The organism is Cupriavidus sp. GW823-FHT06D04 (assembly GCF_058795055.1).
This window is the reverse complement of record NZ_JBXAHL010000005.1, coordinates 260,243-277,876: the sequence shown is the minus strand read 5'-3', so window position 1 is coordinate 277,876 and position 17,634 is coordinate 260,243. Positions and strand designations below refer to the sequence as shown.

The window sequence follows — 17,634 nt, the reverse complement described above, 5'->3', positions numbered from 1 at the left end:
GCTGGCACCGAACGCAGCGTCCATGAATATGGAACGCCCGGCGGGACACACGGGGCGTGGGCCGCGTGGCATTGGAGGCAGAGGAGATAGTGCCGGGTCAGCGGCCGTCGAACGCGGTGACCTTGGGCAGCTCTACGGCGAGGAAATCGACCAGCGACCGCACTGCGGGAAGCAGTCCGGTCCGATAGGGCATGAGGGCAGAGATGCGCGCATCCGCGGCGATCCAGCCCGGCAGGACTTGCCGCAGCACGCCAGCCTGCAGCTCGGACCGGCAGATATACCCGGGCAGGGCTGCAACGCCAACGTTGGCGCAGGCTGCCTCCTTCAGGGACATCATGCTGTTGCTCTGGAATCTTGGCTCGATCGGGATGGTGACGAGCCTGTCGTCGGGGCCGCGCAGTTGCCACTGCAGCGGCCCTTTGCGCACCATCGAGACGATGGCATGGGATGCAAGTTGCTCCGGTGCCTCCAGGAGTGGCATCCGTTCGAGGTAGTCGGCACCCGCAAACAGGTACCATGGAGCCCTAACAATGGGCCGTTGCACCAGGTTGGAATCCTGCAGCGCCGAGCTATGTCCGCGCAGCGCCAGGTCGAAGCCCTCGCCGACAACGTCGACGAGCCTGTCCGTCGCGATTTCCACGATGCTGACCTTGGGATTGCTGCTCAGGAACGCCGGCAGGACCTGTCGCAGCGCAAACTGCGCAAGCTCGACCGCTACCGTCACGCGGATGATCCCGCTGGGTTCCGCGAGCCTCTGGCGCATCGCCTGTTCCGCGACGTCGGCGCTCTGCAGCAAGGCGACAGCGTACTGGTAGAACTCGGCGCCTACGTCGGTCAAGGCAAACTGGCGCGAGGTCCGGTTGATCAGGCGAACGCCCAGCGAAGCCTCCAACTCCTTGACCCTGTGACTTAACGTGGACTTGGGCAGCCCCAGGCTGTTGCCGGCAGACGTAAAGCCACCGCGGTCGACCACTTGCACGAAGTGAAAAACGTCTTTCAGGTCCAGCATCTGGCTGCCTTGGTAGCGGTTGGGTTTGGGCCTATGGTGTCTGCTTCCATCGCATGGTACTGCAGGGGTGCGCGCAGCGCCACGGTCAGATGCCCCCAATGACCGCCATTGCCGTGGCCGGAGCCCGCTCGCGCCACGACCGTCGATGCGCCCGAACCCCACCGATCACGGCAAACCTGGCAGCAAACGACACCACGTCGCCGTAGACCACGAGCGCACGCATGCGCAGCGTGCCGGGTTCGGCAAGCCGCGTATTCGCTTCGAACGTCGCCTCATTCCGATCAAAGCGGGAAGCACAGTTCAACCCAGAACTTGTTGCCTTGCGGCCGATTCTGCACGTCGAACTCGCGCTGATACTTGAACACAATGCCGGCCGCCGGCGACCACATGTATCGTAGTTGCGGCCCGACTGCGACAGCTTTTCCGCGAAACCCATCCCCTGGTACGGACGTGCCGTTGACTTTGTCATCGGTGAACTGCTTCAGCAGATATCCCTGAAGTCCGAGCTGGAACTTGCTGTTAAGCGAATAGCCAACAAGATACTCAAGTGCTGCAACCGCGCCAGAGTGATATCGAGTCGCTGAATTCGGTGAACTGATCTCTACGAGCGTAGTGGTAGAGACTTCAACTGCGGGCGTGGGGAACCATGTCGTACTGAGGTGTGGCATCAGGGCATATGTATTCCGGCCAGTGTTCGCCACCCGGTTGGCGGAGTAGGACCCGCTCGGCACCGCAATATCGGTGGCGAGGAAGGCGAAGAATGATCGCGATGGACTTGAATAACCAATCAGCCACGGCTCAAGGATGATGTCTCCAATTCCATTGCGCTTGCCGCTGCCGCCTGGCGTGTCCGCTCGGAGATGAACGATTGGGACGATTACACCACTGGACACAGTAAAGGGGCCGAGTGTGCTGCCCCATGTATGAATGACACGCGGGGCGTCAACAAACGCGTTCAGCTGGAACCCGGGCAGGAGACTTTCTCCATTCGGGCCAGCGAACTTTCTGGCATCGTAGTAGAGCGTGTAATTGTAAAACTGGGTTTCACCAGGCGGTGGCAATATTCCATTCAATACCGTATTGACGCCCATAGGGTAACTGGTCTGTCCATTCTCGGTTGCCTCAACGTTCGAGGCCAGCAAGCATGCGAGCGCAACCACCGCCAAAAATCTCGCGGGCACTTTAATCATGTCTCCTCCGTCTCTTTATTGTCTTTTTCGGCTGAGGGCTCCGGGCATCCGCATCAGCCGGTTAAGCGCGCCTACGTTAAGTATTCGACATCTCCGCAACTTCCCGAGACTCGCTAACGATGGCTATCGCTTGTTCGCGCTTTTCCAGGTCAAGGAGCGACCTGGACGGTTCCGCGTGTCAGCGATCGACGAACGAGACGAACTCGTCCAGTTCCAGCTTGCGAAGCTCCATGTTGTTTTCCGGAAAACTGTTGTCTGCATAGCCGAGTGACATGCCGGCCACGATCATCTCCTCGTCGGGAATGGCGAGGCCTTCACGAAGGACCGGCGATTGCAGCGACCAGATCTGCTGCGGACAGGTGTCCAGCCCCCGGGCGCGCGCGGCCAGCATGATGTTCTGGAGAAAGCAGCCGTAGCAGATGAAGCTGGCCCATTCCAGGCGCCGGTCCATGGTGAAGATCAGTCCCACTGGCGCATCGAAGAACCGGAACTGCCGTTCGACGTCGCGCCGGCGCCCGACGATATCGCTCCTGTGCACGCCCTGCGCATCGCCCAGCATCCCGCGAAACGTATTGAAGCGCGACGAGAATGGCGCCGGCAATTCCTTTGGAAAGAACGGGTAGTCGGGCGCCAGTCCCTCAGGATCGGCGCGATACGCCTCGACCGCGGCTCCCGCAATCTTCTCGCGAGCCTTTCCGGTCAGTACATAGCAGCGCCAGGGCTGCGTGTTGCTCGAACTCGGCGCGTATTTCGCGACCGACAGGATGTCCCTGACAGTCTCGATCGGCACCGGCTGGCCAAGGAAGCCGCGCTTGCTGTGGCGTCCGCGAATCAGCGCTTCTGTAATCTGGATTGCCTCCATCTTCATGTCTCCGTTCTCGTGGTGGGGGTCGCTACGGTGGAAAGATCATAGACACGTCCCCTGCCTTGTGAAGACGGCAAAACTTGAAAGCTTCGTCCGGAAACAACGAACGACAGGCCCCTACTCGCACATGTGCAGCGTCCAAAATCCTGGACGCTCTGTTCTCCAATCCCGCGCGCACACGCGAACCCGATTCGCCTATCTTCCTACTCGGGATCGGAGCCCCGATCGCATAAGAGAACATGGTGGAGACGTGGAATGAACCAGTTGAAATGCTTGCCGCAGGAAGAGATTGTCTGGGGGCACGACGTGCTGAAAACCGTCGCCCCCTGCATGGGGAACTACGGCATCCGCCGTCCGATGACGTTCACGGTGGAATTCCTTGAGGCGTTGAACCGCGAGCACCTGCAGCCAGCCATCGGCGACGGCGTGGGCACCTTCACCGGCCTGCCGCCGCATGTGCCCGATTTCGCCGTACGCGACGGACTGCGTGCATGCATCGAGGCCAATGCGGGATCGATCATCGCCCTCGGCGGCGGCTCTGTACTCGATGCCGCGAAGGCAGTCTCCTACTGGCATTTCCAGCAGACTGGCCGCTACCTGCCCATTGCCGCGATTCCGACGACCCTGTCGGGTTCGGAGTTCTCCCACTACTTCGGCGTGACGGAAACGGACGGTCCCCAGAAGTTCAAGCGCAGTCATGCCGTGCGCGAAACGACCCCCAGGCTGGTGGTGATCGATCCCCGGATGATTGTCGACACGCCACGTATGCTGCTGCTGAGCTCGGCCATCAAGGGGATCGACCATGCGGTGGAAGGCATGCGCCGGGTCGACGTGGATCACCCTCACGCCATCCTGGCCACCAGGGGCGTGGAGCGCTTCCTTGCCGTGCTGGAGAAGTGGCCGCGCAAGCTCGAAACGCGCGAGGCCGTCGCGGGCGGCCACGTGTCGACCGACGACCTGCTGCAGCTTCAGCTCGCCGCGTGGCAGTGTTACTTCTATCCTGCTTCGGTCATCTACGGCCTGAGCCATCGCATCGGGCACATCCTCGGCGGGACGTTCGGGGTACCGCACAGCGTGACATCGTGCATTGCGCTGGCGCCCGTCATCCGCGCCTGCGCCGACGCCTATGGCCGAAAGCTTGAGATTTTCTCCACGGACCGTGGCAGTCGCACGCCCGCCGCATTCCTCGCTGACCGCATTGAGGCAGCCGTGGACGCACTGGAATTGCCGAGCCGGCTCGGCGACCTCGATTTCGATCGGGCGAAGCTTCCCGAGATGGCGGCCCTGCTCAAGCAGAACTATCCATCCGAGGTCGGCGACCTTGGCGAGGATGCCGGCACGAAGCTGGATGCGCTGCTGGAGAGGCTGTGGTAATGACCGGCCAGCCATCCGTCAGCTTCCCGCATCCCGTCGGCCTGCGCCCACGCGCTCAATGCCTTGGCCAGTCGGCAGATCACCGCGACAGGCCTGACGCAGATGGAGTCGATGCTGCGGACCGTCGCCGTTCCACAAAACTTGCCTGACCCCACCACCACGAGGAGACTAAAGTGAACGATACCGTCAAGCCCGCATCCCCGGCGCCGGCCGGAACGCCAGCCGGGCATACGCCATACAGTGACTGGTTACAGACAGACGTGCTCCACTCGCTGCAGCAACCGGTCAGCGATCATCCCGGCGAGCACGCCTGGATCGTATCGGCGCAGGTGTCCGAGCTCTACTGGATGCTGATCATCAAGGAAATACAGGCCGCGCAGGCGCAATTGCGAGCCGATGACCTGACCGGGGCCTGCCGGACGCTGCGGCGCGTCGTCGCCCACCACGAGCCGCTCAATGCCACATGGCGCTCCATCGCGTGGATGACGCCTGTCGACCTGCTGGCCATCCTGTCCTGCGTTGGCCCGAAGTTCGGCAAGGACACTGCCCTCCAGGGCTGGACGTACCGGCAGATGGTCTACCTGCTCGGCATCAAGCAGGGGGAGCACCTGCAGCACTTCCTGCCGCAACCCCGGCGCTGGGAACAACTCAGCAAGGCCCTCGCAGAGCCGAGCCTGTATGACGACGTGCTCGCCCACCTGAGCCGCAAGGGCTTCGCCGTGCCGGCGGTGGTACTCGACCGCGATTTCAGTGTGCCCTACACGCCGGACAAGACGGTCGAGAACGTCTGGCGCGACGTCTACGCCGACCCGGACGAGCACGGGGAATTGCAGCAGCTCGGCGAGACGCTGGCCGATATCGCGGAGGGATTCTCCGCGTGGAAGCACCTGCACCTGATGGCAACGCGCCGGACGTTCGGCGCCCGGCCGGCCTACTTCGGCACCGAGGGCATTGCCTGGCTCCTGCCGACCATGAACGAGATCCCGTTCCCGGAACTCTGGTCGGCGCGCGGCTTCATCGGCGACCCGCCTGCGGTATGTCCGCACGCCCGCGGACCGGGAAACGCCCGGGCTGTGGAGTGACGCGCTCAAGACGGTCATGTAAACGGTCTGCGATCACAAGAACGCGGCGCTCGAGTCCGTGATCGTCAACCATGCCGGGGACGCAAGACTTGTTGCCGCCTGTCGCATCAGGATCGCGAAGGAACGAGGCCGCATTGCGGTCCTCCGCGATACCGCATGCCAGCGCACCGCACGCCATCACGTCGGAGGCGTGTTGAAGGCGCTAGACCGCACGCCGGGTTCCGCACCAGCCCCGTATCTCGCGGGATGCGCGTTCGCCCTTGGCGATGTGCTTTGGGGTGTCAACCTGATGCGGCAGGCGTATCTGGGGCTCACGTCGATGTGGGACGGCCTGCTACCGCCATCGCGCCGCATCGATGCCATGGCAAGCTGCGTGGAGACGGCGCCAGCCTGAGCGGATGCCATCGTGTCATCGGCCTGTGCCGATGCAGGAATTGGGCGGAGACTGCGAGTCTCCGCCCTTTTTTACTATCGGGCTTTTACTTTCAGGCTGCCACGGGCTGCGGCTGGACGTGCAAGGCGCGGGCGACGGTCGTCACCCTGCGGCCCTGGAACCGGGCAACCGCCAGGTGATCGTCGTCGGGCTTCACGGCGTCACGCTGCGAGACGTGAGTCGCGCCGTACGGGGTGCCGGCCTTGAACATCGCCGCGTCGGCATAGCCCAGCGGCACGATGATCAGGCCCAGGTGCGCCATGGGCGCGTAGGTCGCCAGCAGCGTGGCTTCATTGCCGCCGTGGCGCGAGGACGTCGAGCCGAAGACCGAGCCCACCTTGCCATTCAATTTTCCCGCGAACCAGAGGCCGCCGAGCCCGTCGATATACGCCTTGAGTTCGGCCGAGATCGACCCGAACCGCGTCGGCGTGCCGAACACGATGGCGTCAGCCCACTCGGCATCGGCTTCGGTCGGCGCCTCGTACTTCGCGTTCATCTCCGTGGCGTTCTCGAGCCAGCCCGGCGCCTGCCGCATGACGTCGGGGCCGACAACCTCCCGCACACGCCGCATGCGGACTTCTGCGCCAGCCTCGAGGGCCCCCTCGGCGACAGCCTTGGCCAGCATCTCGGTGGAGCTGTTTCGTGAGTAGAAAACAATCAGTACTTTCGGTTTTTGCATGGTGATCCCCGGCAACGTCATACAGAGATGGGCTCGAGCCGGCCCAGCAGCTCGTCCTTGCGATCCGCCAGCCACGGCGGGAGCTGGAACTCCTCGCCAAAATGGCCGGGCTCTTCATCGATCGCGAAGCCGATGTCGGTGGTGGTCGCCTCGAACATCACGCCGCCGGGCATCTTGAAGTACATCGAGCGAAAGTAGTTGCGGTGCACCGATTCGGACGTATCGATGTAGCCCAGAGCAAACATTCTCTCCTTCAAGATCGCCTGCTGCTCCACGTTGTCCACCGCGAAGGCCACATGGTGGACCGTGCCTTCGCCGTAGATCGACGAACCCTGGTGCCGGTCCGGCTCATGCAGGAACTCGACGATCATGCCCGGGCCGCCGTTGTACGTCTCGAAGCGGTAGTAGGATCCCGCCTGGCCTGCGTTGCGGAAACCGATCGCTTCGCTCATGAAGCGGATCGATTCGGCGACTTCCCGCAGCGACAGCGTGATGCTGTGGACGCCGCGGATGGCATGGGCTTCGGGGATATCGATGGCCACGCAAGCCGGACGCGAATCGAGATCCGTTTCGACGAGATCGAACTCGATGCCGCACGGATGCTGGAACCGCTGGCGGCGCTCTCCGAAGCGCTCCACGATCTCGCTGTCATACGGCACGTCCATGGCATCGAAGCGGCTGCGCCAGAATTCGAGCGAGCCCTTGGGAACCGAGTAGTTGATGACCCGCACCTGGCCCGATCCCGGACGCGCCATGACGCCCCGCTGACGGAACGGGAACGACGTCACCAGGGTCCCTGGATCGCCATTCGCGTTGCCATAGTAGAGGTGGTAGATGGGATCCTCGCCGTCGAGAAGCACAGTCTTCTTCACGAGGCTCTGCCCGAGCAGCTTGACGTAGAAGTCCACATCCTCCTGTGCGTGCCTCACGCCGAGGGTCAGATGATGAAATCCCTTGAGCATTAACATTGTCCTCTCCAGTTTGAAATAGACATGTAGAAACAGCGCATAGCCGCTCCTGTGCAACAGCTTATGACGGCAGATACCGATTGGGCAGCCGTCACGGGTTGTACGCAGGGTTCGGCAAACTTGGACAATGCCGTCCTGTGAGGCGCGGTGCGCGCGATGGCGCAGGAGGGGCATTTCCCGAGGCTGTCGGGACGCAGACGCGGCAGGCCGCCAAGGTTTGCCCGGGTGGCAGTGGGGGCCGTTCTGTAGCGTAGCGCGGCCGTTGCCTTATCAAGGTGCAATGGCGGAGAAGGGTCGCTAAGCGACCCACAGCCATCCCACAGACCGGGCACTGAACCGAGAATGAGTCCATACACCGTCTTCGAAACGACCACCCGCCATAAACTTGCTAGATTTTGCAGCCTTCGGAATCACAGATCGCACCGATGTCGGCCAGCCCCTCTGGAGCGTCTATCGCAGCCTGAAGAAGAGCTCTCTCGAACACCGCAACCTCTCGTGCACCTAACAGGTAAGATCTCCCGTTCAACACGAAGAGAGGCACACCGTTGGCAACTCGATTCGCGGCCATCTCGTCGTGCGCGATCTCCGCTACGATACGACTGTCATCGAAATTGATCTGACCTCCGGTCTCTACGTCCTTCGCAATACCGCTAAGGACGCTCCTATCAAAGATGTCAAGCCCTTCCGTGGTGGCTGCAGAGAAGATCCGTTCGATTAGCCGGCGCTGTTCGGCGGGGTCGGCCAACTTCACCAGCATATGAGCGTCGGTCGTATCGCCAAACCGCATAGTGCCGAAGTTGTACACCAAGCTTTCGATGGCGCCCATCTGAGTGACTGCATCCATCATCCCGTCGGCAGCGATTCGGTTACCAAATTTCTTGTAAAGCGCGCTGCTGAAATCCTCGGGGACCAAGCCTCGCGCAAGCCGGTAGGATTTTTGGGAGACCACCACCTCGACCGTACCCGGTAGGGCCTTCGCCGCCTTCTCTAGGCGGCGCTTTTCAATCCAGCACCACGGACACACGAAATCTGACCAAACCTCTACATTGAGTCGCTTAATGAAGTTGCTCCTGGGTTGGAGATGGCAATGCGGCATCCTTCGGCGTCGACGAAACGCCTACCGCAAAGAATTGCCGCCGGAAATGAAGCGCCATGGCGCAGAGCATTCGCGTGGCTGCACTGCACTCTGCGGTGAATGGCGGAGTGAAGGTGGCTTTCGGAAGCCCCTCTGAAGCCGAGACTACGTCAGTATGTCAACCAGCTTTGCAGTAATCTCATCCACGGTCCCTAACGCATTTATCTTCCGATACCTGGTCGACCTGCAGTGGAGCAAACACACGGCCCTCGCTCAACGCCGCCAGCATCTGGCGCTAACGGTCTTCGCGCATCCATCGATGCACCATGTTCGGGTTCAGCCCGTGGCTGAGCGCACCCCCCGCCATCGAAGCTCCCGCCGGGCGAACCTGTTCCGGGACCATCGCCTTGAATTCGGCGCTGTACTCCCGCCGGCGCGGCCGGCGCCTCGCCCAGGAAGGCGCGAAAGTCTGGTTCACCGACATCAACGAAGCCGGCGGCAAATACGCCGAGCAGGACCTGAAGGCGACCAGCCTCGACGTGGCATTCCTGCCGCAGGACGTATCGGCGGAAGCCGACTGGCTGCGCGTGCTCAACCACATCCGCGCCACGGACGGCCGGCTCGACGTGCTGGTAAACAACGCCGGCATCGGCCTCTCGCACAACATCGAGACCTGCACGATCGAGGACTTCGACCGGACCATGAACGTCAACCTGAAGAGCGTCTTTCTCGGCTGCAAGCACGGGCTGGCGCTGATGAAGGAGACAGGCGGCTCGATCATCAACGTGTCGTCGATCACCGCGATCTGCGGCGAGCCGGCGGCGCTAGCCTACAGCGCGTCGAAGGCCGGCGTGCGCTACCTGTCGAAGTCGGTGGCGCTGCACTGTGCCGAGAAGGGCTACGCCATCCGCGTCAACAGCCTGCATCCCGGCTATATCGACACCCCCCTGCTGGCCGGCAGCAATTCCGGCGGCCGCCTGACCGAGGCCGAGATCACGGCCGCGCGCGTGCGCATCGGCGGGGAGATCCCGCTGAAGCGGCGCGGCACGCCCGACGAAGTGGCCGGCGCCGTACTGTACCTGGCGAGCGACGACTCCACCTACGTCACCGGCACCGAACTGCTAGTCGACGGCGGCTACGCCTGCCACTGAACCCCATCCCGACAACAACCAACCCACGGAGACCCCACATGGCCCTTCCCGCCGTCCAGACCGAGCAAGACCGCCTGCTGACCGTCGACACCACCGCCCACCCTTTCCTCAAGTCGCTGAGCGGCCACGCAGGCACCGACATCTTCCCGCTTTTCCTCGACCCTTACAACGGCTTGATGGTGATGCGCGCGCGCTTCGCGCCGGGCGTCACGCTGCCCCTGCACTTCCACACGGGCGCGGTCCACATGTACACGATCTCGGGCTGCTGGTACTACACCGAGTATCCCGACCAGAAGCAGACCGACGGCTGATACTTGTTCGAGCCGGGCGGCTCGATCCACCAGTTCAACACGCCCCCCGACGGGGGCCCGACTGAAGTCATCTTCATGCTTTTCGGCAGCAACGTGAACTACATGCCGGACGGCTCCTACCTCGGGCTGTCCGACGCCGGCCACATCAAGAGCTGGGTCGACCGCGCCATCAAGGAGCAGGACAACGGCCTGCAGTACATCTCGGCCGCCGTGCCGACGTACTCGGCAAAGTGAGCCCCGGAGAGATTGCATGTTGCGCATGATGGGTTTCCCCGGCCAGTATGTGCAGGGGCCCGGCGCCCTGCCGGAACTGGGCGCACTGCTGGCGAAGTCCGGATGGCAGCGGCCGCTGGTGCTGTGCGACGCAATCGTAACCGACAAGATCTGGCCGGTCGTGTCAGACAGCCTGCAATCGGCCGGTCTTGCCGTCCGGCACGCCTTGTTCCCCGGCGAATGCACGCGGGCCGCCATCGACGCCCTGGCTGACAGGGCACGCGGGGACGGCCATGACGTGGTGGTCGGCCTCGGCGGCGGCAAGGCGCTCGACACGGCCAAGGGCGTGTCGCTGGCGCTGGACGTGCCCGTCGTCGTCTGCCCGACCATCGCGTCCAACGACGCCCCCACCAGCCGCGTGATCGTGCTGTACGACAAGGCCCACCGGCTGGCTGGCGCGGAGTTCCTGAAGTCGAATCCAGCAGCGGTGATCGTCGACACGCAGATCATCGCCCAGGCGCCCGCCCGCTTCTTCGCGGCAGGCATCGGCGACGCCGTCAGCAAGAAGTTCGAGGCCCAGCAATGCAAGGCAACCGGGCGCAATAACGTCTTCGGGACGCCGCCGCTCGACACGGCCCTGTTGCTGGCAACCGCCACCTACGACACGCTGGTGAAGCACGGCCCCGCCGCGTACCGCGCCGTGATCGCACGGCAGGCGGACGAGGCCGTGGAGCGCGTGGTCGAAGCAACCGTGCTGCTCAGTGGCGTGGGGTTCGAGGGCGGCGGGCTGTCGCTGGCCCATGGGCTGACGCGAGGCTTCAGCGCCATCCCGGCACTTGCGAACGCGCTGCATGGCGAACAGGTGGCATTCGGTGCGCTGGTGCAACTGGTCGCAGAGGGACGTCCGCAAGCCGAGATCGACGAACTGCTCGACCTGCTCTGCACGGTCGGCCTGCCGGTCACGCTGACGGAACTCGGCCTGCCACCCACCCAAGCCACCGCAGCCGTGGCGCAGATCGCCGATCTCACGCTGAGCGGGCAGGTCAGCCAGATCCTCAGCCCGCCGCTCACCGCCGCCCGGCTCGAAACCGCCATCCGGCTCGCCGACCGGAAGGGAGCCATCGCGCTGAACCGCCGCAAGCCATAACAAGTAGACAACACACCAGGTACTGGAAGAGACATGATCAAACATTGGAAAAACTCGCTCGCTGTCGCGGCCACCAAGTGCACGCTCGGGCCGACCGCGTCGGCCGCCCCGCAGAAGCCGAACATCCTCGTTATCTGGGGCGACGACATCGGCTGGGAAAACGTCAGCGCCTACGGCATGGGCGTGATGGGCTACACCACCCCGAACATCGACAGCATCGGCAAGGAAGGCATCCGCTTTACTGACCAGTACGCGCAGCCGTCTTGCACGGCGGGGCGCGCGGCGTTCATCACTGGCCAGTACCCGATACGCTCGGGGATGACCACCGTCGGCCAGCCGGGAGACAAGCTTGGCTGGCAGGCCGCCTCGCCCAGCCTGGCCGAAGTGATGAAGCAGGCCGGCTACCGCACTGGCCACTTCGGCAAGGCCCACATGGGCGACCTGAACTCCCACCTGCCGACCGCGCACGGCTTCGACGAGTTCTTCGGCAACCTCTATCACCTGAACACCGAGGAACAGCCCGAGTACCACGACTACAAGGCCTACGCCGAGAACTACCCCGGCGGTCCCAAGGCGTTCGCGGCCAGGTTCGGTCCGCGCGGCGTGCTGCATGCCTTCGCCACGGACAAGGATGACCCCACCGAGATGCCGCGCTTCGGGCGCATCGGCAAGCAGACCATCGAGGACGTCGGCCCCCTCACCATGAAGCGGATGGAGGACTTCGACGCCGACGAGGTCATACCGAAGGCGATCGACTTCATGGACCGTTCACAGAAGGCCGACGAGCCCTTCTTCGTCTGGCTCAATACCAGCCGCATGCACCTCTACACCCACCTGAACGACAAGTGGCGCTACGCGGCGGCCAAGTACACACACGAGGACGACCTGCACGGCGGCGGCATGATGCAGCACGACCACGACATCGGCCTCGTGCTCGACTACCTGAAGAAGTCCGGCCTCGACAGCAACACCGTCGTCTGGTACTCCACCGACAACGGCCCCGAGCACTCGTCATGGCCGCACGGTGCCACGACGCCGTTCCGGGGCGAGAAGATGACGACCTACGAGGGCGGCGTGCGCGTGATCTCGATGCTGCGCTGGCCCGACGTCATCAAGCCGGGCCAGGTAATGAACGGCATTCAGGCGCACCAGGACATGTTCACCACTTTCGCCGCCATCGCGGGTGTGCCGGACGTAAACGAGGAGTTGAAACGCGAAAAGAAGCAATACATCGACGGCGTCAACAACCTCGACTACTGGACCGGCAAGTCGCCCGAAAGCGCGCGCAAGGACTTCCTCTACTACTACGAGAGCAAGCTGGCAGCCGTCCGGATGGGACCGTGGAAATTCCACTTCTCGCAGAAGGAGAACTACTACGCCAGCCTGCAACCCCGGACGACCATGATGCTGTTCAACCTGCGCAGCGACCCGTTCGAGAGCTACGACAGCAAGGACTCGTACGGCCATCTCGTGCAGAAGGCCGCGTGGATGTCGGGTCCGCTGGGCGAGACCATCGCCACTCACCTGCGCACGCTGGCCGAGTATCCGCCAGTGCAGCCCGCCAAGTCGTTCGATCGCTCGAACATGGTGCAGGATTTCCTGAACCAGCAGGCGCAGCTCAGGATGCAGCAGCAGGCGCAGCCGGCCCCCTCCAGGGAAGCAAAGGAATAGAGGCGGCAGATCAGGGATCTCCTGCCGTTCGTCGGCGAGGTCATCGGCACCAGTGACTGGGTGACCATCGAGCAGGGCCGCATCAACCAGTTCGCCGACGCCACGGGCGACCACCAATGCATCCACGTCGTCCTCGAGCGGGCCAAGGACGGCCCCTTCGGCGCACCGATCGCCCACGGCTTCCTAACGCTGAGCCTGCCGCCGGAGTTCTCGAACGCGGCCTATCGCGTGAAGGAAAGCCGCACGGGTGTGAACTACGGCCTCGACAAGGTGCGCTTTCCGGCGCCGGTGCCGGTACACAGCAAGCTGCGCTCACACTTCAAGCTGCTGTCGTACGAGGCGCTGGAAGGTGGCGGCGCGCAGACCAAGGTGGAGATGATCGTCGAGCGGGATGGGGGCACCAAGCCGGTGTGTATCGCCGAGTCGATCACGCGCCGGTATCCCTGAGCACCGCGTGGCAGCCTCCAGTACGCAAGAGGGGGCGCCGCGCAACATCGAGATTGCGGGAACCACCCGCGCCGGGCATCGGCGCGGCTTTCCGACTTTGAGGAGACAAGAAATGAAACTTAGCCAACCGATGCGCCGCAGTGTCCTGCTCGCCGTCGCCTGCGGAGCAATGCTGGCCGGCGCCGGACCCGCGCTCGCGGACACGTATCCGAATCGCCCAATCCGCATCGTGTCCGTGGCGGCCCCTGGCACCGGCGCCGACGACTACACCCGCCTGCTGGCGAAGTTCCTGGGCGAGCGGCTCGGCCAGAACGCGGTGGTGGAGAACCGGCCGGGAGCCAACGGGATCCTGGCAAGCGACGCGGTCGCCAAGTCGGCGCCGGACGGATACACGCTGCTGTTCACGTCGTCCAGCGCGATGTCGGCCAATCCGTTCCTGTACCGGAAACTGCCCTACAACCCCAACAAGGACTTCGTGCCGGTGGCGCGCATGTCGACACTGCCTATTGCCCTGGTGGTGTCGGGGCGTTCGTCGTACAAGACTGTGGCCGACCTGGTGGCGGCCGCGCGTACGAAGCCCAGCGCAGTCAACGGCGGGAGCACCGGCAACGGCTACCGCCTGATGGCGGCGGCCTTCACTGAGGCGGCCGGCATCAAAACGACGGACGTTCCTTACAAGGCCGCCTCCGGCTTGCTTCCCGACGTGATCAGTGGCACGGTGGACTACTGTATGCTGGAACTCTCGTCAGCGCTGCCGATGGTGCAGGCGGGGAAGCTGCATGCGCTGGCCGTGCTGAGCCCGAAGCGGGTGCCGCTGCTGCCGGACGTGCCGACGCTGGCCGAAGCTGGTGTCCTGAACCCGGGCCTGATGGAAGCCGTCTCGCGCACGAACTGGACGGGCCTGTTCGCACCAGCCGGCACGCCCGCGCCGATTGTCGATAAGCTCGCCAGGCTGACGCTTGAGTTCGTCAGCTCGCCCGAGGCTTTGAAGCACTACGCGGCGCGTGGCAGCCTGCCCAACCCGGGCACCGGCGCGGATCTGACCAAGGCGGTGCAGGCGGACCAGCAGGTGTGGAAAGGGATGATCGTGGTAGCGGGGATACAGCCGGAGTGAGAACCGGCTGACTGCGCTGCGTGACATGAGCGCCGCTTCCCGGGAGGGAAAGTTACTGGGTCCCCGTGCAGCAGGCGGGCACCCAGTGTCTTTTCACGCCGTGAAGGAAGTCCAAGTCGCCGGGCCCCCGCTTGCGCGGAACGGCGACACAAGATACTTGCCTGCGAAATCCCAAACAGGCTCCTACATCCGGAGCAGCCACTTGGCGATTATGCTGCGCTGGATCTCGCTGGTCCCGCCATGAATGGCGGTCCGGCGGAAGAACATCTCCGTGGCGATATCCTGCATCGTGTCCTGCATTGGCAGCGCGTCATCCCGGCCGGGTTGGCGGTCGTCGCTGGCGGGATAGGCCACGGGCGCATAGTCGCCAACGCTTTCCACCAGGAACTGGCCCATCTGCTGCTGCAGCTCGGTGCCGCCGGATCTTGAGCATTGACCCCATCGCATGGGCCGCCGGGCTCTGGTCTTCCTCCAGCGCGGCCACGCGCTGGCCCCTAACTTAGATGGCCTTCAATTCGGCCTCGCAGCATGCCAGGCGCAGGGCGAACTGGTGGTGGTCGCCCAAGGCGGCTGAGCGAAGCAAGATGAGGCTTGCGACAATCCAGGCCCCTGACCAAGATACAGGCTTATGCTCTGCAGAGCATAAGGGCGTATCTTGGTCGTAGGCTCTGTTCGAGCGGCACCCAGGCGGTCAGCTGCCTGAGATCCTGCTCGAGATAGCGCCACGCACTTTAATTGGCTTTTGCTGGGAAGAGAGCCGCATTCCCACAGCGAATTGCTATTGGCCTACGCAGCGATACTCGCGCACGACACATCGATGTCGGCTGCCGATTTCGTCCGAATGGTGCCGGAGTTGTCGCCTCCCGCGATCCGGCAGATGATGCATCGGGTTACGGATGAACGGAAGCTGCGCCACGCGGCTGAAGCCGTGTTGACCTTCATGCATCAGCACCCGCGATCTCTACCGTCATGACTCTGTGCTGGCGCGTTATATCTCTAACGAATTGGTCGGAGATGCGAGCCATGGCGAAGAAGCAATTATTAATAAGTGCCGGCTACCGGGCTTCGGCTCCTCTTCAGCTGGAATGCAATGGACACTCGATCGGCAGGATAGATGGTGTCAGTGATCTCGAGAATCCTGCCTGAAGCATCCTTGTAATGCCGGATCAGGCGCAGGCCGGCGGACCCTGCATCCACCCCGAGTTGCCCGGCCAGCGGCGCATCGATCAGCGTCGCCGTGACAACCTGCCGGATTTCCGCAATGGCCACCGCGTATTCCCGCTCGATCAGCCCGCTGACCAGGACCTGCGGATGATCGCGGATCGTATCCACCAGCCCTGCCATCGAAGCGTCGATATAGATGTCCGCACGCGCGACCGGCGTGCTGCCCTTGCGCGCATCCACGCGCGTGCCCGAAAGGCGTATCCAGTCGCTGCCGACCGGGGCTTCCAGCCCCCTCGCCAGCGCGCGGTCCAGCGTGACGTTGCGCACGTCCTCGATGGCGCGCACTTCGGTGGCCGCCACGCGCACGAGGTCTTCGGCAGTGCCGAAGGACTGCGTGTAGGCCGCGTTTGGGTTGGTGCTTTCGACAATCGTGCCGACCGCCTTCCTGCGTGAGATGTAGCCGAGGTCCTGCAGCATCCTGAGCGATGCGCGCACCGTATGGCGGCTGACGCCATGCAGCCCGGCGAGTTCATGCTCGGTCGGCAGCAGGCTGCCGACCACCCGGTGGCCTTCCACGATTTCCCTGACCAGCGTGCTCGCCAGTTCGGCGTAGCGCGTCGGCGCGGCGGGCGAACCGGTCCTGCTGTCCTTCTGTATGGCGGCCATGGCGGTTGATGTGGGGATCGGGATGCCCGCGTAATGAATGACCCCCTGGCGCGGGCACTAGCTGCATGGCTCAACCGGCAAAGAAGCGTTTGTCAGCCTCGGCCGGCAACGTCATGCCGGTGACTTTGGCCTTTTCGAGCACTTCCCAGAAGTAGCGGTAGGTCGCCCGGTCGTGGAGTTCGCCCTTGTACTGGATCGGCCCCCATTCGGCGTCCTGCGCGGCGATGAGGATGCCGGCGGCGTCATCCACTTCAGTGAAGTCCGGACGCATGGCGTTGACGATCGGCAGGATCTGCGCCGGGTAGATGCTCCACATGCGCAGGAAGCCGAACTCGTTGCGCGCACGGCTGGCATCGCCCGCAATCACGTCGGCGTCCTTGAGGTTCAGGCAGACGTTGTGCGCCGGGACGATGCCATTGGCCAGCGCTGCGGCCACCATGTCAGCCTTGGCGCGCGCAAGCAGCGCGTGCTCGAACTGGCCGGGGCTGCGCATGGCGGCGGCGGGAATCGCCCCGTGGTGGCCGCTGACGAAGTCCATCAGGCCGAAGTCGAGCACTTCGATATTCGGCAGCGCGGCGATCCGGAAGACATCGCGCAGCGCGCCATGGGTTTCGATCAGCACATGCACGGGCACCGGACGTGCCAGGCCCGCCTTCTGCGCGGCCTGCCCGATGTATTCGATCACCTCGGCCACCTGCTCATGGCTGGTGGCCTTGGGCACGGTGATATAGGCCAGCCGGCTGCCGCCCTGGCCCACGATGATGTCCACGTCCTGGCGCCAGGCCGGGTGCGACGGGTCATGGATGCGCGCCCCGGCGCGGCCATGCTGGTTGCGCTCAGAAGCAATCATGCGCGCCACCATGGCGGCATGCTCGCGTTCCTGGCCGGCCGCGGCGCCATCCTCGCAGTCGCAGGTCACGTCAAAGACCGGGCCGTATTCGACCTGCAGGTCCAAGGCCTTGCCGATCAGCTTTTCGCTGCCGGCAAAGTGTTCGCAGGCAGCCAGCACGGGGAAAGCCCGTTCGCCGGCAAAGAGGGCATCCCTCGGATGTGTCGCAGTTGTCATGTTGTCTCT

At 63.8% G+C, this 17,634-nt stretch carries 19 protein-coding genes and 1 pseudogene; 11 read left to right on the top strand and 9 right to left on the bottom strand.

The window, feature by feature from the left end; all coding sequences use genetic code 11:
• Positions 1 to 97: 97 nt before the first annotated feature.
• The 3 genes from AC1Q7H_RS10640 to AC1Q7H_RS10630 all read right to left on the bottom strand — a co-directional run bounded on the left by AC1Q7H_RS10640 (position 98) and on the right by AC1Q7H_RS10630 (position 3,061).
• Positions 98 to 1,009, bottom strand: coding sequence for a LysR substrate-binding domain-containing protein (locus AC1Q7H_RS10640; RefSeq protein ID WP_153956662.1), 912 nt, complete (start codon positions 1,007 to 1,009; stop codon positions 98 to 100).
• A 281-nt stretch (positions 1,010 to 1,290) separates the two neighbouring features.
• Positions 1,291 to 2,199, bottom strand: a complete 909-nt coding sequence (locus AC1Q7H_RS10635) for a SphA family protein (protein WP_153956661.1) — start codon at positions 2,197 to 2,199, stop codon at positions 1,291 to 1,293.
• Between the two features lie 178 nt (positions 2,200 to 2,377).
• Complete coding sequence (locus AC1Q7H_RS10630) at positions 2,378 to 3,061, bottom strand: nitroreductase (protein WP_211984416.1); 684 nt, start codon at positions 3,059 to 3,061, stop codon at positions 2,378 to 2,380.
• A gap of 258 nt (positions 3,062 to 3,319) precedes the next feature.
• Between AC1Q7H_RS10630 and AC1Q7H_RS10625 the strand changes: the two genes are divergently transcribed.
• The 3 genes from AC1Q7H_RS10625 to AC1Q7H_RS10615 all read left to right on the top strand — a co-directional run bounded on the left by AC1Q7H_RS10625 (position 3,320) and on the right by AC1Q7H_RS10615 (position 5,914).
• Complete coding sequence (locus tag AC1Q7H_RS10625; RefSeq protein WP_211984124.1) at positions 3,320 to 4,438, top strand: iron-containing alcohol dehydrogenase; 1,119 nt, start codon at positions 3,320 to 3,322, stop codon at positions 4,436 to 4,438.
• A gap of 173 nt (positions 4,439 to 4,611) precedes the next feature.
• The gene (locus AC1Q7H_RS10620; RefSeq protein WP_211984126.1) at positions 4,612 to 5,520 is read left to right on the top strand and encodes a tryptophan 2,3-dioxygenase; all 909 of its coding nucleotides are present in this window, start codon (positions 4,612 to 4,614) and stop codon (positions 5,518 to 5,520) included.
• 58 nt (positions 5,521 to 5,578) lie between these two features.
• Positions 5,579 to 5,914, top strand: a complete 336-nt coding sequence (locus tag AC1Q7H_RS10615; RefSeq protein WP_211984128.1) for a glutathione S-transferase family protein — start codon at positions 5,579 to 5,581, stop codon at positions 5,912 to 5,914.
• 91 nt (positions 5,915 to 6,005) lie between these two features.
• Here the strand turns inward: AC1Q7H_RS10615 and wrbA are convergent, their stop codons facing one another.
• The 3 genes from wrbA to AC1Q7H_RS10600 all read right to left on the bottom strand — a co-directional run bounded on the left by wrbA (position 6,006) and on the right by AC1Q7H_RS10600 (position 8,696).
• On the bottom strand, positions 6,006 to 6,632 hold the full coding sequence (wrbA, locus tag AC1Q7H_RS10610) for an NAD(P)H:quinone oxidoreductase (RefSeq protein WP_153956658.1): 627 nt from the start codon (positions 6,630 to 6,632) through the stop codon (positions 6,006 to 6,008).
• A 17-nt stretch (positions 6,633 to 6,649) separates the two neighbouring features.
• A complete protein-coding gene (locus AC1Q7H_RS10605; protein ID WP_153956657.1) occupies positions 6,650 to 7,600 on the bottom strand; it encodes a ring-cleaving dioxygenase in 951 nt (316 codons plus the stop codon).
• Positions 7,601 to 7,988: 388 nt separating this feature from the next.
• Entirely contained in the window at positions 7,989 to 8,696 is a 708-nt protein-coding gene (locus AC1Q7H_RS10600) for a DsbA family oxidoreductase (RefSeq protein WP_492381288.1), read from the bottom strand.
• A 305-nt stretch (positions 8,697 to 9,001) separates the two neighbouring features.
• On the opposite strand from AC1Q7H_RS10600, the gene AC1Q7H_RS10595 reads away from it, so the two are divergent.
• From AC1Q7H_RS10595 to AC1Q7H_RS10565, 7 genes are all read left to right on the top strand, one after another.
• Complete coding sequence (locus tag AC1Q7H_RS10595) at positions 9,002 to 9,826, top strand: SDR family oxidoreductase (protein ID WP_492381287.1); 825 nt, start codon at positions 9,002 to 9,004, stop codon at positions 9,824 to 9,826.
• 38 nt (positions 9,827 to 9,864) lie between these two features.
• Positions 9,865 to 10,137, top strand: coding sequence for a cupin domain-containing protein (locus tag AC1Q7H_RS10590; protein WP_492381286.1), 273 nt, complete (start codon positions 9,865 to 9,867; stop codon positions 10,135 to 10,137).
• A 3-nt stretch (positions 10,138 to 10,140) separates the two neighbouring features.
• Complete coding sequence (locus AC1Q7H_RS10585) at positions 10,141 to 10,371, top strand: cupin domain-containing protein (protein ID WP_492381285.1); 231 nt, start codon at positions 10,141 to 10,143, stop codon at positions 10,369 to 10,371.
• 16 nt (positions 10,372 to 10,387) lie between these two features.
• Entirely contained in the window at positions 10,388 to 11,497 is a 1,110-nt protein-coding gene (locus tag AC1Q7H_RS10580; RefSeq protein ID WP_211984132.1) for a glycerol dehydrogenase, read from the top strand.
• A 33-nt stretch (positions 11,498 to 11,530) separates the two neighbouring features.
• Complete coding sequence (locus tag AC1Q7H_RS10575) at positions 11,531 to 13,168, top strand: arylsulfatase (protein WP_211984134.1); 1,638 nt, start codon at positions 11,531 to 11,533, stop codon at positions 13,166 to 13,168.
• Between the two features lie 9 nt (positions 13,169 to 13,177).
• Complete coding sequence (locus tag AC1Q7H_RS10570) at positions 13,178 to 13,615, top strand: MaoC family dehydratase (RefSeq protein ID WP_492381302.1); 438 nt, start codon at positions 13,178 to 13,180, stop codon at positions 13,613 to 13,615.
• Between the two features lie 112 nt (positions 13,616 to 13,727).
• Positions 13,728 to 14,729: a Bug family tripartite tricarboxylate transporter substrate binding protein gene (locus AC1Q7H_RS10565; protein ID WP_249221522.1), complete on the top strand. Its 1,002-nt coding sequence runs from the start codon at positions 13,728 to 13,730 to the stop codon at positions 14,727 to 14,729.
• 183 nt (positions 14,730 to 14,912) lie between these two features.
• On the opposite strand, the gene AC1Q7H_RS10560 is transcribed toward AC1Q7H_RS10565, so the two are convergent.
• On the bottom strand, positions 14,913 to 15,125 hold the full coding sequence (locus tag AC1Q7H_RS10560) for a hypothetical protein (RefSeq protein WP_211984136.1): 213 nt from the start codon (positions 15,123 to 15,125) through the stop codon (positions 14,913 to 14,915).
• A gap of 272 nt (positions 15,126 to 15,397) precedes the next feature.
• Between AC1Q7H_RS10560 and AC1Q7H_RS10555 the strand changes: the two are divergent.
• Positions 15,398 to 15,684, top strand: a pseudogene (locus AC1Q7H_RS10555) (Tn3 family transposase); the annotation flags it as partial.
• Positions 15,685 to 15,770: 86 nt separating this feature from the next.
• Here the strand turns inward: AC1Q7H_RS10555 and AC1Q7H_RS10550 are convergent.
• Positions 15,771 to 16,559 (bottom strand): GntR family transcriptional regulator, encoded by a 789-nt coding sequence (locus AC1Q7H_RS10550; RefSeq protein WP_211984138.1) that lies wholly within the window; start codon positions 16,557 to 16,559, stop codon positions 15,771 to 15,773.
• A 70-nt stretch (positions 16,560 to 16,629) separates the two neighbouring features.
• Positions 16,630 to 17,625 carry an HpcH/HpaI aldolase/citrate lyase family protein gene (locus tag AC1Q7H_RS10545; protein ID WP_492381284.1) on the bottom strand — a complete coding sequence of 332 codons (996 nt, stop codon included), beginning with the start codon at positions 17,623 to 17,625 and terminating at the stop codon, positions 16,630 to 16,632.
• Between the last annotated feature and the right edge of the window lie 9 nt (positions 17,626 to 17,634).

Coding starts and splice junctions, on each gene's coding strand:
- AC1Q7H_RS10545 (WP_492381284.1), bottom strand. CDS start 17,625: ATGACAACTGCGACACATCCGAGGGATGCCCTCTTTGCCGGCGAACGG.
- AC1Q7H_RS10600 (WP_492381288.1), bottom strand. CDS start 8,696: ATGCCGCATTGCCATCTCCAACCCAGGAGCAACTTCATTAAGCGACTC.
- wrbA (WP_153956658.1), bottom strand. CDS start 6,632: ATGCAAAAACCGAAAGTACTGATTGTTTTCTACTCACGAAACAGCTCC.
- AC1Q7H_RS10625 (WP_211984124.1), top strand. CDS start 3,320: ATGAACCAGTTGAAATGCTTGCCGCAGGAAGAGATTGTCTGGGGGCAC.
- AC1Q7H_RS10580 (WP_211984132.1), top strand. CDS start 10,388: ATGTTGCGCATGATGGGTTTCCCCGGCCAGTATGTGCAGGGGCCCGGC.
- AC1Q7H_RS10630 (WP_211984416.1), bottom strand. CDS start 3,061: ATGGAGGCAATCCAGATTACAGAAGCGCTGATTCGCGGACGCCACAGC.
- AC1Q7H_RS10560 (WP_211984136.1), bottom strand. CDS start 15,125: ATGGGCCAGTTCCTGGTGGAAAGCGTTGGCGACTATGCGCCCGTGGCC.
- AC1Q7H_RS10595 (WP_492381287.1), top strand. CDS start 9,002: ATGTTCGGGTTCAGCCCGTGGCTGAGCGCACCCCCCGCCATCGAAGCT.
- AC1Q7H_RS10575 (WP_211984134.1), top strand. CDS start 11,531: ATGATCAAACATTGGAAAAACTCGCTCGCTGTCGCGGCCACCAAGTGC.
- AC1Q7H_RS10590 (WP_492381286.1), top strand. CDS start 9,865: ATGGCCCTTCCCGCCGTCCAGACCGAGCAAGACCGCCTGCTGACCGTC.
- AC1Q7H_RS10605 (WP_153956657.1), bottom strand. CDS start 7,600: ATGTTAATGCTCAAGGGATTTCATCATCTGACCCTCGGCGTGAGGCAC.
- AC1Q7H_RS10565 (WP_249221522.1), top strand. CDS start 13,728: ATGAAACTTAGCCAACCGATGCGCCGCAGTGTCCTGCTCGCCGTCGCC.
- AC1Q7H_RS10635 (WP_153956661.1), bottom strand. CDS start 2,199: ATGATTAAAGTGCCCGCGAGATTTTTGGCGGTGGTTGCGCTCGCATGC.
- AC1Q7H_RS10640 (WP_153956662.1), bottom strand. CDS start 1,009: ATGCTGGACCTGAAAGACGTTTTTCACTTCGTGCAAGTGGTCGACCGC.
- AC1Q7H_RS10550 (WP_211984138.1), bottom strand. CDS start 16,559: ATGGCCGCCATACAGAAGGACAGCAGGACCGGTTCGCCCGCCGCGCCG.